This window comes from Vibrio sp. AH4 (genome assembly GCF_030710545.1).
In the GTDB taxonomy this organism is placed as follows: Bacteria; Pseudomonadota; Gammaproteobacteria; order Enterobacterales; family Vibrionaceae; genus Vibrio; species Vibrio metoecus.
This window is the reverse complement of record NZ_JALAIV010000001.1, coordinates 2,167,727-2,183,486: the sequence shown is the minus strand read 5'-3', so window position 1 is coordinate 2,183,486 and position 15,760 is coordinate 2,167,727. Positions and strand designations below refer to the sequence as shown.

The window sequence follows — 15,760 nt, the reverse complement described above, 5'->3', positions numbered from 1 at the left end:
TACGATGTTTCAATCTGCAATTTATTGGCCAGCACGTTTGGCTCATTTAGCTAAACAGACCACACAGCCAGATCTACAACGCTACTATGCTCACCCCGTCGTCGAGGGTTCAACTCCGATTGCCGAATGCCCTCTCGTCGCTCTCGACTTCGAGACCACAGGCTTAAACCCTCAGCAAGAGGCTATCTTGAGTGTTGGTTTAGTGCCATTCACAACCTCTCGCATCGCACTTAAAGAGGCTCGTTATTGGCTGGTCAAGCCAACCCAACCTCTTGCTGAACAATCGGTGGTGATCCATGGTATTACTCACTCGGAACTCAGTCGCGCCCAAGCCCCTGACGAGGTACTACGGGAATTAATCGGAGCACTACGCGGAAAAATCGCCGTGGTACATTTTCGTCATATCGAACGAGAGTTTCTGCAGCAAGCCACACTACAACTCTGGGGAGAAGCGCTTGAGTTACCGCTGATCGATACTCTGGAAGTGGAACGTCACATACTGCAACAACAACGCTCATTTTGGCAACGTGTGACAGGGCGGGCCATACCCTCCGTACGATTGGGACAGTCTCGCATGCGCTATGGTCTTCCGTCCTATTCACCACATCATGCACTAACCGATGCCATTGCGACCGCAGAATTGTTTCAAGCGCAATATACACACCACATGCAACATGACACGCAGATACAATCACTCTGGCTATAAATCGGATGCGTAATAAAAAGAAAGGAGCGCAGAAGCGCTCCTTTTGAGTCTCGCCTATCTTCAGCTTACAGTTTGAAGCGACGGATCTCTTGCTCAAGCTCATGTGACAATTCGGACAACTGTGTCGCTTGCTCAGCGGCAGAATGTGCTTCTTGCGCAAGATCGTTCGACACATCACGAATACCCACCGTATTGCGAGTAATCTCCGACGTTACCGACGCCTGTTCTTCTGCCGCAGACGCAATTTGTGTTGCCATATCACTGATGCGCTCTACTGTTTTGTGGATTTGCTCCAAGCTGACCGATGCTTCATTCGCATCTGCAACGCTGGTGTCTGCCAAACGGCGGCTATCATCCATAATGCCCACCGCTTTACCAGTGGTCGCTTGTAGCGTTTCGATCATTTGTTGAATTTCTTTAGTTGATGCGTGGGTGCGTTGGCTTAGTACACGAACCTCATCCGCAACGACAGCAAACCCACGACCTTGTTCACCGGCTCGTGCCGCTTCAATCGCCGCATTGAGAGCCAACAAGTTAGTTTGCTCAGCAATGTTTTGAATGGTCGACAGAATCGTGCTGATCTGGTGACCATGGGCTTCCAATTCTTGGATAACCTCAGTCGCGACTTGAACTTCTTCGGCCAATGACTGAATCGAACGCTGAGTTTGACTCACTTGACCACTGCCATGCACACATGCGGTGACCGCTTCACTGGAATTTTGTGCCGTATGGTCAGCGTTTCCGGCAATCTCCTGAGTGGCTGCCGCCATCTCATTGATCGCGGTGGCAACCATATTGATTTCATCTTGCTGTAAACGAATGCGGCTACTGCGTTCTTCTGCTTGTGCCGCCGTGACTTTCGCTTGTTGCGACAAAGCCGCAGAGACTTGGCTCAGCTTAAGTACCATCGTGTGCATATTGCCTACAAAGGTATTAAAGTTGCTCGCCAGTTGCCCAACCTCATCATCGCTACGTGGCTCTAAACGTTGGGTAAGATCCGCATCTCCCGACGCAATCTCTTGTAGAGCTTTAGATACACGACCTAAATCACGGAACAGGAAACTCACCAACCAAGAAACAATCACAACCACAATCACAGTAATCAGCAATGCGGTAGTAATAAGACCCGTCAGTAATTCAGCATGTGCCGCGAACTCTGTCCGGCTATCCATTTGAATCGCAAAGTACCAAGGTGTTTCTGGCACAGCAGCAAAGAAGAAAAATTTATCCACCCCATTTAAGCTAAGCGCCACTAGTTCACCTTGTTTGGCGGCACGCTCAATGGTTCGCATATCCAATGCTGAGGAAAGTGTTGTTACTGGTTTTAGCAAAAGGGATTTATCAGGATGCGCAAGGAAAGAACCGTCTTGACCATCGATCAACATTGTTTGGGCTTCTTTTCCTGCGTCCATGCTGATCACATCTGCAATCAGTTGATCAATCAACACATCGGCACCAACCACACCACTCATGCTGCCATTTACGCGAATCGGCTCTGCGATAGTGACTAAAAGAGCCCCAGTAATAGCATCACTATAGGCTGTCGTAATAATCTGCTTTCCCGCACTTGCGGCATCTTTATACCAAGGACGAGTACGAGGGTCGTAATCTGCACGGTTACGCTCAGGGTGTGAACGGAACATAGCTCCTTGCGTTGTGCCATAGAAAATATCATCGAAGCCCCCCGCATTACGGGCCTGTTGTAAATAAGGCACAACGTCTTGCGCATCGATATGAGAATTAAATGCCGAACTGATCGATTTACGAATTGAAATCCAGTCAGAAATACCTTTTGCAGCGGTGGAAGAAATAGCGTCAGCGCGAGTGTATACCGCATTGCTGGTCTGCTGTTGCAGCTGACCGGCGGAAAGCCAAGTCAATGCCGTCGCCATCACCACCACTGCAGATAAACTTGCACCAATTAGTTTGTGTTTTAGTGTGAGTTTCATTATGTCAAACAATAGGTTGGAACCAAGGAACGGCGATAATAAACACTATTTGATTAACTCGCACTCGTTTTGTCATTTTTTCTCACAACTTATCACAGACCAAATTTAACCATTTATGTTATAAGGCTTTTAGTAACAAACTATTGACTGCTGCCAAATTTTTATCGCCACCATAGTGTGATTTTCATTCCAAAAACACATATAACTAAAGGATATAAGCTTATGAATAGAAAGTATCTGATAAAGACAATTATCAACAACATATGTTGTGCATTTTTTTACAGTTCTGATATCTTTCGCGCTGAATGAGAATTGTGATGTCCTGCGATACCGTCCGGTAAGCAAAATTACAGTAAACTCTTGAGCAATCTTCGTATTCCACTTTGTTATCGGTTCATTTTTATATGATTCGTGTGTCCAGTGCCGTGCAACGCCACGCGCAAAAACTGATTGTACTTTTTTCCCTGTTGTTTGGGGCTTCTCTACTGATGTCTGATAATGGCTTTGCTACAGATATTAAAAACACAGAAACTTCTCCATCAGTGAATACTGAACCCGCTAAGCCAGTCAAAACTGGCGATACCAAAAGCGTGGTTCGCTTTGCAAAAACCGGGGCGTTTGATAACGACACGGTCGTTCGCCTTGCTCGCCAGTTAGCGAAAAAGCCTTATATCGCCTTAAAAGATCCTCTGCCAGAAAGCTTGGCGAACATCAGTTATGATGAGTACCGCGATATTCGTTTTAAACCCGATAGCGCAGTATGGAAAGCCGACGGCTTGCCTTATCAAATGCAGTTATTCCACCGTGGTTTCTTCTTCCAAGATCTGATTGAAATTGCCCTCGTTGAAGGAAACCAAGCCACACACTTGAGCTATGACCCAAGTATGTTTAGTGCTGGCGAAGTGTTACAACAAAATCTGCCTACCGAAGATATCGGTTATAGCGGTTTGCGTGTGCACTACCCTCTCAATAGCGCTTCTTATTTCGATGAATTGTTTGTCTTCCAAGGCGCCAGTTATTTCCGCGCACTAGGAAAAGGCAATGCTTACGGTCTTTCTGCTCGTGGTTTAGCGATTAAGACAGCAGATCCGGCAGGAGAAGAGTTTCCAATCTTCCGTGCGTTTTGGGTTGAGAAACCCAATTACGACACGAACCTAATTGTGGTTCATGCTCTGCTTGATAGCCCTAGTGTTTCTGGTGCTTACCGCTTCTCGATTCGTCCAGGACAAAACACTCGAATGGATGTCGAATCGGTCTTGTTCCCTCGTGTTGAGATTACAAAAGTCGGTCTCGCACCGGCTACCAGTATGTACATGCATTCTCCGAACGGTCGTCAACAAACCGATGACTTCCGCCCTTCTGTTCATGACTCAGATGGTTTACTGATGATTAACGGTCGCGGAGAGCGTTTATGGCGTCCACTGGCAAATCCTCGCACTCTTCAAGTCAGCGCTTTTATGGATAACTCTCCTCAAGGCTTTGGTTTAATGCAGCGTGAACGTGACTATGCCAACTACCAAGATTTGGAAGCACATTACGAAAAACGTCCAAGCCTATGGGTTGAACCTGTTGGTAACTGGGGGGCGGGTGCCGTTGTATTGACTGAGATTCCAACTCAATCAGAAATTCATGACAACATCGTAGCTTTCTGGAAACCAGCCCAACCGCTCGCGGCTGGCAGTGAATATCGATTCTCTTATCACCTGAATTGGGGTGCGAAAGCTGAAGAGAATCCACAAGCAATCATTGTTAGCCGTACGGCAAGTGGACGTGCGGACATCGCAAAACCTACGCCAAAACGTCTGTTTGTGATTGACTACCAAGTACAAGGTGACAAGCCAGCACAAATGCCAGAGCCTAAAGTGCGCACAAATGCCGGCGTGATTAACAATGTCGTTATTCGCGACAATCCAGCGACTAATGGCTATCGCCTGTCATTTGAATTTGATCCTGGTGAAGTAGAATTGGCTGAGTTACGTGCTGAGCTGACTTTACAAGATTCGCGTCCAGTAGAAACTTGGTTATACCGCTGGACCCTGTAGTAAGCTCTCGGATTTTTTATGACAAACCCTATGGTTGAACAAGGTGCCTCCCAGTTAATGGGAGGTGCTGCTATGCCGCCAGAACAACACGGTGAAATGCCAGAGCAAAACCTAAAACGACTCAGTGAAGGTTTTCCTCGCTCTCCCATTCAAGCGGATGGAGTAAAATCCAACCCGCTACGCCGCGTGTTCGTTGTTGGCTTTGCGTTACTGCTTTCTGCTTTTGCAATCTTTGAAATGCGCGGTGTATTTTTAGTGGGTGGCTTAACCCCGATCGAGTATGCCGTACTAGTCCTATTCGCCATCAACTTCTGTTGGATCGCTCTGGCGTTTTCTAGCTCAATCGCGGGCTTCTTCGTTTTAACGAGTCGCAAAAAAGTCACTGTCGTTGAACAACCTTTGACCACGCGCACCGCGATCTTGATGCCGACCTACAACGAGTCACCTGATCGTGTTTTTGCCGCGGTTGAAACCATGGCCTTAGCGCTTACGAAAACAGAGCATGGTCATGCATTTGATTGGTTTATTCTCAGTGACACCACCGATCCTGAAGTGGCCTTAGCCGAAGAACAAGCGTTCTGGTTACTGCGCCAACAAACCGCAGGCCAAGCCAACGTATACTACCGCCGCCGTCGTAAGAATATTGCGCGTAAAGCAGGTAATATCGCAGACTTCTGCCGCCGTTGGGGCTCAGCGTACGATCACTTATTGGTTTTGGATGCTGACAGTGTGATGCAGCCAAGCACTATGATTTCGTTGGCTCAACGTATGCAAAGTGATCCCGATGCTGGCTTAATTCAAACGATTCCTGCCCTGATCAACGGTACCACCCTCATGGCTCGCGTGCAGCAATTTGCCGCACGAATTTATGGTCCTATCGTCGGAACAGGCTTAGCTTGGTGGGTACAAAAAGAAGGCAACTTCTGGGGACATAATGCGATTATTCGCACTGAAGCCTTCATGAGTGCAGCTGGGCTACCTCACTTATCTGGTCGTCCACCATTTGGTGGCCATATCCTAAGTCACGATTTCGTTGAGGCCGCATTGATTCGTCGTGCTGGTTGGAGTGTCACCATTGCGGCTGATTTGAGCGGTTCATTTGAAGAGTGTCCACCGTCAATCATCGATTTGGCGGTGCGCGATCGTCGTTGGTGTCAAGGCAACCTACAACACAGCCGAATCATCGGTTCCAAAGGTCTACACTGGATTAGCCGTTTACATTTAACCACTGGCATTATGTCTTATCTCTCTTCGCCATTTTGGTTATTGCTGATCTTGTCTGGTTTGTTGCTCGCACTGCAAGCACACTTTATTCGCCCGGAATACTTTACTGAGCAGTTCTCACTATTCCCAACATGGCCAGTAATGGACTCAGCCCGAGCATTACAGCTGTTCTATATCACCATGGGCATCCTATTCAGTCCGAAAATTTTCGGCTTGCTGCTCTTGATGTTTGATGGCGAAATGTGTCGCACTTTGGGTGGGCGCTTTAAAGTCATGCTCAGTGCGATGACTGAAATTTTGCTTTCAGCATTAGTCGCTCCAATCATGATGTTGATTCACTGTGGTGCCGTTGTCTCGATCCTGTTTGGTCGAGATAGTGGCTGGGCACCGCAACGTCGAGATGATGGCAGTTTACCCATCAAAGACTTACTCTACCGACATCGCTGGCACATGACGGCAGGTCTCTTGCTTGGTTATGCAGCCATGCTTGATTCTTGGACACTGCTAGCCTGGATGTCACCCGCTCTGATTGGATTATGGCTCTCGGTTCCTCTCTCAGGGATCACGGCGTCACACGCTCTTGGTTCGTGGTTTAAGAAAATGCGTATTCTTGCTACACCAGAAGAGATCGAAACGCCAGCTATTGTACTGGCAGCGCAGGCTCGTCGTGAAGAGTATGTGGTTGATCTACAGGAAGTATGGAGTGCACGAATGGTTCTTGCCGACCATAATCTCATTGCGCTGCATATTGCTATGATGGATAAACTCCCCTCTCGTCAGCCAGGCTCGGCGATTGAACCTTTAGATGCAGTGGCTCGCATCAAAGTACAAGAAGCGGAAAGCCAAGAGAGCTTATTAGCGTTGCTGACCAAAGTAGAACTGAGCTATGTTTTGGGTAACCCGCTCCTGATACAGCAAGTCGCAAAACTACCACCAACGGTGTGTTAAGCCCCCATCTTCGTGTCGCTTACCAAGTTTGGTTAAGCGACACGCATCAAATCTTTCCTTACCCTTACTTTCAGATGTTAGACATGCGATAAGGCTTGGTCTGCGTTACGCGTTTTTAAGATTGGACTAAAACACTGCAAGCCAGAGAGCGGTTGCTGTTTCACCATTGCGATCAAGGATTGAACAGCGGCTCGGGCCATTTCACTGATAGGGAAATGCACCGCCGTTACCGTCGGATATAAACTTTCGCACAAATCAACACTATCAAAACTCACCAGTGAGATTCGTTCAGGCACTGAGATACGCTGTTCATGCAGATATTGCAGTGCCCCCGTCGTCATCTCTTCGCTGCAAGAAAAAACGGCCGTAATATCTGGGTGTCGCTCTAACAGCTGCTGCATCGCAACATAACCACTATGTCGACCATAGTTGCCCTCAGCACATAGCGTCTGCGTTGGCGCAATCTCTGCATGATTTAAAGCATCGAGATAACCTTGTAGGCGTAAGCGGCTATTGTGCCGATGTGACGGCCCAGTGATACACGCTATGTTCTTATGTCCTTGCTTCAATAAATGATTTACAGCCAATTGACTTGCACCACGATGATCGAAAGTAATACAGCGATCTTCCAAACCTTCAACATGACGATCTAGCAGCACAAAAGGCGTCGGTTGCTGAGCCAAAATTCGTAAATCATCATCAGATAAGTATCGGCTGTGCAAAACATAACCATCACAACGCAGATCATGGAAACGTTGGATTGCGTCTCTCTCTCCTTGGGCAGTGTGATGACCTTGGGCGGTGATCAAAAACTTTTGGTGCATATCTAATTCTGTTTGCACCTGTTCCATCATCTCACCAAAAAATCCCCCCGTATAAAAGGTGACCAACAAGCCTACGATATTGGATGAGGACGTCGCTAGAGAACGTGCGATAGCGCTCGGACGATAATTAAGCTGAGACATAGCTTGCTCAACTTTACGCCGAGTCTCTTCTTTAAATTTGCCCTCACCATTAATGATTCTGGATACGGTGGATCGATTGACACCTGCGAGTTCAGCGACATCTTTAATTCTTGCCATATTAGAGCCTATAGGAAGTCTGAAACTTCAGAAAAACAAGGAACTGCCAGTTCTCACGACAAACCGTCATGAAAACGGCAACTCGGCGAGACAAAATTCATCATACACAGGAGTGACTAGGAGCAGAAACCAAAGCCGAATAATCCGTGACTTCGATATCATGCATAATCAACATTTGTATTAATTGTGAACTGGTTAAAATTCGCAGTTCTTCTTCCCTTTGCTTTGCATAACCACTGCACTGTTCCAATAATGCATCAACATAAGCTGGGTGGCACATAACCTCAACAAGCTCGAAACGGCTCTTTAGTTCAAGTAAATGATTAACCAATCGCTCGATGCTCAAACGTTCATCGTAGAAAAAATCAGTAAAGTGATAACGACACCCAAACGCTTCCTCACCGGCAAGCCCTACAGTTCGCAGTGGCACTTGATATTTTTGCGCCACTTCATAAATGATAGGGGCAAATTGTGGATGCGTATGCGCATGATGATGGCTGTCTAAATGACTCAATGTAAGACCTAATTGAAGAAAATGTTCCACTTGAGCAACCGCTTCATGATAAATCGCCAGTGGTTGATAGTCCCTTCGTTTCCAGAAGTCCCGATAGGACGTGAACAGACCATTTTCATGTGTTAAATTTTTTTCGCCCGTTAAAGGACGCCCTGTCGTAAATCTCAGATGAAGGCCGATTTTTAACTCAGGGTACTGTTTAGCCAATTCAACAGCATGCCGTTCCGCATCCATGCCTACCATCAAGGTTGTTGATTTCACCACCCCATCACGATGTGCTTTGACGATGCCTTCATTCACCCCTGGCGTCAGCCCAAAGTCATCGGCGTTAAAAATTACCTTCATCTCGAGATTCACCTTAAGCAAAGTTACAACGACGTCAGTTTAAACTGAGGTAAGTAAGCCGCATTTTCACGCAGAATATCATCCAAAATCGCTTTTGCTCGACCAATATCGGGGACGAGAGGGTTATTCGTTAGAGCCATTAATGCAAGGTGGTAATCACCATGCACCGCCGCTTCAATTGCAAGCTGTTCATAGGCTTTTACTTGATGTAGCAAACCACTGATTTTCGGTGAAAGCTCTCCGACCGTAATCGGTTTTGCTCCCCAACTTCCCACCACCGCACTACACTCAATCACCGCATCATGCGGTAATGAACTGATCGCCCCATTATTGAGAACATTGACCACATGAATTCCATTACGATTGTTGTATATAGCATCCACTAGGTTTAACGATGCATCCGAATAGTACGCACCACCACGGGCTTCCAATTCTTTAGGCTTATGGTCTAGATTAGGGTTTTGATAAAGCTCAAATAACGCTTTCTCAGTTGCCATAACCTGCTCAGCTCGCGTTCCTTTCTCTTGCGCACTGTGCTGCTCTTCTGCGAGCATGGCATCGGTTTGATAGAAGTAACGATGGTATGGACAAGGTATTGCACCGAGTGCTTTTAAAAACTCAGGATCCCACGGTTCCTCCCAGATATTTTTCATACTGAAATTGGCACCATCACCGACTTTCTCCAATACAGTTTGGGTAATGTTTTGTCCATCAAGCCATGCTTGATGAACCCAAACCAAATGGTTCAAACCTGCAAATTCAAGCTGCAACGCTTTCGGGTCGCACTCCATCATTTCCGCAATCATCATCTGCATAGAAACTGGAACATTACATAATCCTATACTTTTGACTTTCGAATACTTACTGACGGCTTCAGAAACCAAACCCGCAGGATTGGTAAAATTCAGCATCCAAGCGTTGGGGGCGAGCTCTTCAATATCTCGGCAAATATCCAATATGACGGGGATTGTTCTAAGTGCTTTAGCAAAACCACCAGGCCCTGTGGTTTCTTGCCCAATCACATCATATTTCAATGGAATACGCTCATCACTCGCTCTTGCCGCTAGTCCTCCAACACGGAACTGAGTCATGATGAAATCCGCACCGGCAATCGCCTCTCGGCGATCAAATCCCGCTTTTATTTCGATGTCAGCCCCAACCTTGTCAACCATTCTTTGGGCGAGTTCACGAATGATATGTAGCTTTTCCGCCCCTGCTTCAATATCGACAAAGTACAATTGTTTGACTGGAAGAAACTCTAATCTTTTAAGAACACCCTCAACCAACTCGGGGGTATAGCTGCTCCCCCCGCCGATGATCGCCAGTTTTAATGCATTTCGAGACATTTCGTTCCCTCACTCGCTAGCTGTTTGTGTAAGGCCACCATCTCTGTTGCCATTTCTTGTGCGAGTATTGTGGTCATTAAGTGATCTTGAGCATGCACCATCACTAAGGTCATCGATACTTTGCCTTCACCTTGGTCCTCTTCAATCAATTGGGTTTGAATGAGGTGGGCTTTATTTAAGCACTCTTTGGCTTGACGCAATTTATCTTCTGCCAGATCAAAGGATTTTGTTCGCGACAAACGCAATGCCTCATAACACAGACTTCTCGCCTCACCGGCATTGCAGATGATTTCCATCACGACCATTTCTTGTTCCATATCTCTCTCCCTATGCTAAGGCCACCCAACATGGGCAACCTTAGTTCATACGATTATGCCGTCACACCTTGTCCGCTAGGTTCAGCGGCTTTGGCCTTCACCTCTGTCGGCTGTTCTTGTTCAAGCACTTGTTTTTCAAACATTTTGAAGAACGGTAAGTAGATGAACAGATCAAGAATAAGCAAACCTATAACCAGCAACACAGGAGTCAATGTCCAACCACTTCCCCAAGATGCACCGATAATCGCCGGCGTAGTCCAAGGTGTCGTCGCAACCCCCATACCAACAAAACCTAGCTGGATAGCGAAATAAGAGATCGTAGCGTTAATCACCGGAGCAAAAACAAATGGCAGGAATAGAATTGGGTTCATCACCACAGGGCTACCAAAAATGACTGGTTCGTTGATTTGGAAAAATCCAGGAACCGCACTCATTCGACCGATACTTTTCAGGTGTGCAGAACGGCTGAACGACATCAGAATAACGAGCGCGAGTGTTGCCCCAGAGCCACCAATGAAAATATAAAAATCCCAGAACGGTTGAGTAAAAATATTCGGCACAGGCTGCCCAGTAACGAATGCATCGATATTGGCACTAATATTGGTTAAGAAGATGGGAGACAGTAAGCCCACAACAATCGCAGCGCCATGAATCCCTGCAAACCACAACAACTGACACACTAACAGTGCACCAATAATGGCTGGCAAGGTATTTGAAGCACTGATCAAGGGCTTAAACATCGCCATAACCGCATCAGGGATCAACATGCCATACTCGGCTTGTACGAAAAGGCTCAGCGGATAAAGCGTCACAAAAATCGCTAGAACAGGCAACAAAACTTCAAATGAGCGAGCAATCGCGGGGGGAACTTGCTCAGGCATACGAATGGTGATGTTATGTTTTTTCATAAAGCGGTACAGCTCCACCGCAAAAAAAGCACACATCACCGCAGTGAAGATCCCAGTTCCCCCCATGTGAGCCATAGATAGTGTGTCATCTTTAGCGGGAGCTGCGACCAACAAAAAGCTCATTAATGACAGCACCGCACTCGTAATACCGTCCATTTTGTAGGCTTTCGCTAAGCTGTATGCCACACCCAATGAAACAAATATCGTCATGATTCCCATCGACATATTAAAAGGCATCATGATCATATCGAAGTGGGTTGTAGCAAAATCTAACCACACCCGGCCAAAGGTGTTCGTGGTATCTTCAGCAAAAGGAGGAAAAGCAAAAATTAAAATAAAACTACCCACAATAATAAATGGCATCGCGACAATAAAGCCGTCACGCATCGCTCTCACATGGGGTTGATTCCCCACCTTTGCCGCAATGGGCGCTATATGCTTCTCTACGATTCCAATTATCGCATCATAAAGCTTCATAGAATTCACCTTATATTTAGATAAAGACTTACCCTACCCTCATTTAATCGATGAGAGTTGAGTGGCAATATTTTCAGTCAAAGAAATATTTAGTTAATTAAATCTAATGCTTGCTGAAGAACCTCATCACCTTTCATCATGCCGTAAGCTTGAGGAGAGATGGCAGCAATATTTTTACCGTATTCGTTAGCTGTCTTGCGTAACTCTTCTAGCTGAAAACGGACTTGTGGCCCCAGTAGACAGACATCATATTCCTGGATCACCTCTTCAAATGCATTCACTGACAGCGCATCAATCTTACATTCAATTCCTTTAATTTCAGCAGCTTGCTGCATTTTCTTTACTAACATACTGGTAGACATACCCGCACTACAACAGAGTAGGATTTTTTTCATGCTCAAACGTCCCTTGTTCAAATATCGACCTAAAAACTGTAGCAAATAAAATGCACATTAAAAAGCGCAACCGGTTGCGTTATTCGTGAACAAAATCCCATTTCAGATAGTTAACGCTATTTTTATTGATGTACTTCTGGATAGGATAATCAGAGAAAATAAATAAGTGCCGCTAGAAACTTGTTATTTCTATCAATATAAACACTAACAACGTCACCCTAAATTTCTTATTTAAATAAATGGAAATGAATATGAAATTAAAAAAACTGGCTTTATTTACTGCAATGGCTTTCGCTATGTCAGCTCCCTCACTTGCTACCAGCACACCGAAAGGTACGATTTATCTGACTTTTGATGACGGTCCGATCAACGCCTCGATTGAAGTGATAAAAGTGTTGAACCAAGGTGGTGTTAAAGCGACATTTTATGTTAACGCTTGGCACCTAGATGGTATCGGTGATGAGAATGAAGATCGTGCTCTAGAGGCTCTCAAATTTGCACTGGATTCAGGCCACATTGTCGGCAACCACAGCTACGATCATATGATTCACAACTGTGTGGAAGAGTTTGGCCCAACCAGTGGTGCAGAGTGTAATGTTACGGGTAATCATCAAATCAACTCTTATCAAGATCCTGTCCATGATGCGGCCACTTTCGAGCAAAATCTGATCACGCTAGAAAAACATCTGCCAACCATTCGTAGTTATCCAAATTACAAAGGTAATGAACTGGCTCGCCTCCCTTACACCAACGGTTGGCGGGTAACAAAGCACTTTCAAGCCGATGGTTTATGCGCCACATCAGACAATTTAAAACCTTGGGAACCGGGTTATGTTTGCGATCCCGTTAACCCATCGAACAGCGTAAAAGCCTCGATTGAGGTACAAAACATTCTAGCCAATCAAGGCTATCAATCCCATGGTTGGGATGTAGACTGGGCACCGGAAAACTGGGGCATCCCGATGCCTGCCAACAGCTTGACCGAAGCCGTGCCCTTTTTACGTTATGTAGATAACGCTTTGAATAACTGCTCACCAGCAACCATCGAACCGATTAACTCAAAAGCTCAAGAATTTCCCTGCGGAACCTCACTTCACGCAGATAAAGTCATTGTTCTAACACACGAGTTTCTATTTGAAGACGGGAAACGTGGCATGGGGGCAACGCAAAACTTACCTAAGCTTGCGGAGTTTATCCGTATCGCCAAAGAAGCTGGCTATGTCTTTGATACTATTGATAACTACACTCCACTTTGGAGCGTTGGCAAAACGTATCAATCAGGAGAGTATGTTTTACATGATGGCGTCGTGTACAAAGCAGTGACCACTCACACTGCACAAGAAGACTGGGCGCCTTCTTCTACTTCAAGTTTATGGACCAACGCAGATCCAGCGACCAACTGGGCTCTTAATGTTTCCTATGAACAAGGAGACATCGTCAACTATAAAGGCATGCGCTATTTAGTTAATGTCCCTCATGTTTCTCAACAAGACTGGACACCAGACACTCAGAACACCTTATTCACAGCTTTATAAAAAGCTGCTCCTATCTATCGTAAGATAGTTTGCGCGGAGAATGCTCCGCGCATTTTTTTGAGAACACATCGAGAACCCTTTCGGGAAAAACTTATCGCCTATTTGAGTCACCCTTTGGTTAAATTGCTCGGTTTAGATTCTTAACGATGATGCAATATTTTCGATTGTTCAGTGAATTCAGGCTCTGTTTTTAACCCCTTCCACAGACTGACACACATCAGCAATAAGATAACGGTGAAGGGTAACGCGGTTGAAATCACTCCCGCTTGCAGAGCTTGCACGGCTTCTGTTCCACCAATCCATAACAAGGCAATCGCCACAGCCCCTTCTAACACAGCCCAAAAGATACGTTGCAGTACCGGAGAATCCAATTTACCTCCTGACGTGATACTGTCGATCACCAATGAACCCGAATCCGATGAAGTGATAAAAAACACCAAGACAAGGATGACAGCAATTATCGAAAGCACATTGCCATAAGCTAACGAATCAAACATTTGGAACATCGCTAGCGACACATCCGTTAAGCCATTTTGTCCCAACACACCCACCTTGTTGATCACATCGTCAATCGCCAAGCCACCAAAGACCGACATCCAAACTAATGTTACTAATGTTGGAATGAGCAATACTGCCACAATAAATTCACGAATGGTTCGTCCTTTCGAGACGCGGGCGATAAACATACCGACGAAAGGAGACCATGAAATCCACCACGCCCAGTAGAATACTGTCCAACCTTGAAACCACACCTCATCTTCACGGCCGTGGGGATTACTCAACGGAATGATATTTTGCAAATACGCTAACAGCGTGGTCGGGATTGAAGAAAACGTCACGCTATAACCAATCACCGCAACGAGTGCGAGCAGTAAAAACGCCACAATCATATTGATGTTTGAGATAACTTTGACTCCTCCATCAATACCACGCACCACAGACAAGGTGGCTAAGCCAGTCACTACACAGATCACCACAATTTGTAACCCAATACCGGATTCAAAACCAAACACGTGGTGAATGCCCGATGCCGCTTGCTGAGCACCCAACCCCAATGAGGTTGCCAAACCAAATAAGGTCGCCAGTACCGCCAGAATATCGACAATATGCCCTGCCCATCCCCAAGCTCGATCACCCAGCAAAGGATAAAACACCGAACGCATTGAAAGAGGCAAGCCCTTGTTGTAACAAAAGAAAGCCAGTGAGAGCGCCACTATTCCATAAATCGCCCATGGATGAAGCCCCCAGTGAAACATCGTTGCTCCCATCGCAAGTTGTGCAGCTTGTGGGGTATTTGCTTCCACACCCAGCGGGGTTTCATACCAACCGGTATAGTAAGCAACTGGCTCAGCAACACTCCAAAACATCAAGCCAATCCCCATTCCGGCAGCAAATAGCATGGCTAACCAAGATAGGAAAGAGTGATCTGCCTTAGCCGCCTGCCCCCCAAGGCGGATCTTGCCATACGGTGAAAGTACCAAGCCGATGCAGAACAATAGGAAAAGGTTACCCGACCAGATAAATAGCCAATCAAAGCTGGCAATAATGCTCTGTTTTATCGCGTCTAACCCTATTTTGGCTTGGTGAGCATCCACCAATACTGCCAATAACAAGAATGCTGCGATCAAACCCGCACTGATCCCAAAGACAGGATTGTGCACATCGAATCCCCATTTTTGTACATTGTCTTGACCTACGGTGTAGTCCGTATTGTCGATACTGTACTTATCAATTTCTTGTGTCATGTTTCCTCTCAGAGTCATATAAATCGAACTCAATAACAATGACAACAAAGCATTTTCATTTTAAAAAACACAAATTGCTTTGTACTCATTGTTAATTCCATTCATAAAAAGCATGATTATTTTACATAGATCACAGATAAGATCCAGTTTTACACGCACTTATTCACTAATTATCCGATATAAATGAATATTTCATGATTAAAGCGAACACACTGACAGTCACAACA

Annotated in this window: 12 protein-coding genes; 4 read left to right on the top strand and 8 right to left on the bottom strand. The window is 45.9% G+C overall.

Features of this window, described 5'->3' with window-relative positions:
* Positions 1-4 precede the first annotated feature (4 nt).
* Positions 5-706, top strand: coding sequence for a 3'-5' exonuclease (locus MKA69_RS10255; RefSeq protein WP_305847964.1), 702 nt, complete (start codon positions 5-7; stop codon positions 704-706).
* A 65-nt stretch (positions 707-771) separates the two neighbouring features.
* Here the strand turns inward: MKA69_RS10255 and MKA69_RS10250 are convergent, their stop codons facing one another.
* Positions 772-2,655, bottom strand: a complete 1,884-nt coding sequence (locus MKA69_RS10250) for a methyl-accepting chemotaxis protein (RefSeq protein WP_305847963.1) — start codon at positions 2,653-2,655, stop codon at positions 772-774.
* 404 nt (positions 2,656-3,059) lie between these two features.
* On the opposite strand from MKA69_RS10250, the gene MKA69_RS10245 reads away from it, so the two are divergent.
* Positions 3,060-4,697 (top strand): glucan biosynthesis protein G, encoded by a 1,638-nt coding sequence (locus tag MKA69_RS10245; protein ID WP_055028550.1) that lies wholly within the window; start codon positions 3,060-3,062, stop codon positions 4,695-4,697.
* Between the two features lie 18 nt (positions 4,698-4,715).
* On the top strand, positions 4,716-6,869 hold the full coding sequence (gene mdoH, locus MKA69_RS10240; protein ID WP_095476647.1) for a glucans biosynthesis glucosyltransferase MdoH: 2,154 nt from the start codon (positions 4,716-4,718) through the stop codon (positions 6,867-6,869).
* Positions 6,870-6,946: 77 nt separating this feature from the next.
* Here mdoH and MKA69_RS10235 read toward each other — a convergent pair whose 3' ends face one another.
* The 6 genes from MKA69_RS10235 to MKA69_RS10210 all read right to left on the bottom strand — a co-directional run bounded on the left by MKA69_RS10235 (position 6,947) and on the right by MKA69_RS10210 (position 12,253).
* Positions 6,947-7,951: a LacI family DNA-binding transcriptional regulator gene (locus MKA69_RS10235; protein ID WP_000101070.1), complete on the bottom strand. Its 1,005-nt coding sequence runs from the start codon at positions 7,949-7,951 to the stop codon at positions 6,947-6,949.
* Positions 7,952-8,051: 100 nt separating this feature from the next.
* Entirely contained in the window at positions 8,052-8,810 is a 759-nt protein-coding gene (gene chbG / locus MKA69_RS10230; protein ID WP_055030761.1) for a chitin disaccharide deacetylase, read from the bottom strand.
* Between the two features lie 23 nt (positions 8,811-8,833).
* On the bottom strand, positions 8,834-10,156 hold the full coding sequence (locus MKA69_RS10225; RefSeq protein WP_055027154.1) for a 6-phospho-beta-glucosidase: 1,323 nt from the start codon (positions 10,154-10,156) through the stop codon (positions 8,834-8,836).
* Positions 10,138-10,473 (bottom strand): PTS lactose/cellobiose transporter subunit IIA, encoded by a 336-nt coding sequence (locus MKA69_RS10220; protein WP_055028554.1) that lies wholly within the window; start codon positions 10,471-10,473, stop codon positions 10,138-10,140. Before MKA69_RS10220 ends, MKA69_RS10225 begins: the two co-directional genes overlap by 19 nt.
* A gap of 53 nt (positions 10,474-10,526) precedes the next feature.
* Positions 10,527-11,858 (bottom strand): PTS sugar transporter subunit IIC, encoded by a 1,332-nt coding sequence (locus tag MKA69_RS10215; protein WP_000780645.1) that lies wholly within the window; start codon positions 11,856-11,858, stop codon positions 10,527-10,529.
* Positions 11,859-11,947: 89 nt separating this feature from the next.
* Positions 11,948-12,253, bottom strand: a complete 306-nt coding sequence (locus tag MKA69_RS10210) for a PTS sugar transporter subunit IIB (protein ID WP_055028556.1) — start codon at positions 12,251-12,253, stop codon at positions 11,948-11,950.
* Positions 12,254-12,492: 239 nt separating this feature from the next.
* Between MKA69_RS10210 and cod the strand changes: the two genes are divergently transcribed.
* Positions 12,493-13,788, top strand: a complete 1,296-nt coding sequence (gene cod / locus MKA69_RS10205; RefSeq protein ID WP_305847962.1) for a chitin oligosaccharide deacetylase — start codon at positions 12,493-12,495, stop codon at positions 13,786-13,788.
* Positions 13,789-13,928: 140 nt separating this feature from the next.
* Here cod and MKA69_RS10200 read toward each other — a convergent pair whose 3' ends face one another.
* Positions 13,929-15,533: a BCCT family transporter gene (locus MKA69_RS10200; protein WP_055027157.1), complete on the bottom strand. Its 1,605-nt coding sequence runs from the start codon at positions 15,531-15,533 to the stop codon at positions 13,929-13,931.
* Positions 15,534-15,760: the final 227 nt, after the last annotated feature.

Bases quoted from the DNA above. Each gene is read 5' to 3' on its own strand.
- MKA69_RS10255 (WP_305847964.1), top strand. From the start codon at position 5: ATGTTTCAATCTGCAATTTATTGGCCAGCACGTTTGGCTCATTTAGCT.
- MKA69_RS10250 (WP_305847963.1), bottom strand. From the start codon at position 2,655: ATGAAACTCACACTAAAACACAAACTAATTGGTGCAAGTTTATCTGCA.
- MKA69_RS10245 (WP_055028550.1), top strand. From the start codon at position 3,060: ATGATTCGTGTGTCCAGTGCCGTGCAACGCCACGCGCAAAAACTGATT.
- mdoH (WP_095476647.1), top strand. From the start codon at position 4,716: ATGACAAACCCTATGGTTGAACAAGGTGCCTCCCAGTTAATGGGAGGT.
- MKA69_RS10235 (WP_000101070.1), bottom strand. From the start codon at position 7,951: ATGGCAAGAATTAAAGATGTCGCTGAACTCGCAGGTGTCAATCGATCC.
- chbG (WP_055030761.1), bottom strand. From the start codon at position 8,810: ATGAAGGTAATTTTTAACGCCGATGACTTTGGGCTGACGCCAGGGGTG.
- MKA69_RS10225 (WP_055027154.1), bottom strand. From the start codon at position 10,156: ATGTCTCGAAATGCATTAAAACTGGCGATCATCGGCGGGGGGAGCAGC.
- MKA69_RS10220 (WP_055028554.1), bottom strand. From the start codon at position 10,473: ATGGAACAAGAAATGGTCGTGATGGAAATCATCTGCAATGCCGGTGAG.
- MKA69_RS10215 (WP_000780645.1), bottom strand. From the start codon at position 11,858: ATGAAGCTTTATGATGCGATAATTGGAATCGTAGAGAAGCATATAGCG.
- MKA69_RS10210 (WP_055028556.1), bottom strand. From the start codon at position 12,253: ATGAAAAAAATCCTACTCTGTTGTAGTGCGGGTATGTCTACCAGTATG.
- cod (WP_305847962.1), top strand. From the start codon at position 12,493: ATGGAAATGAATATGAAATTAAAAAAACTGGCTTTATTTACTGCAATG.
- MKA69_RS10200 (WP_055027157.1), bottom strand. From the start codon at position 15,533: ATGACACAAGAAATTGATAAGTACAGTATCGACAATACGGACTACACC.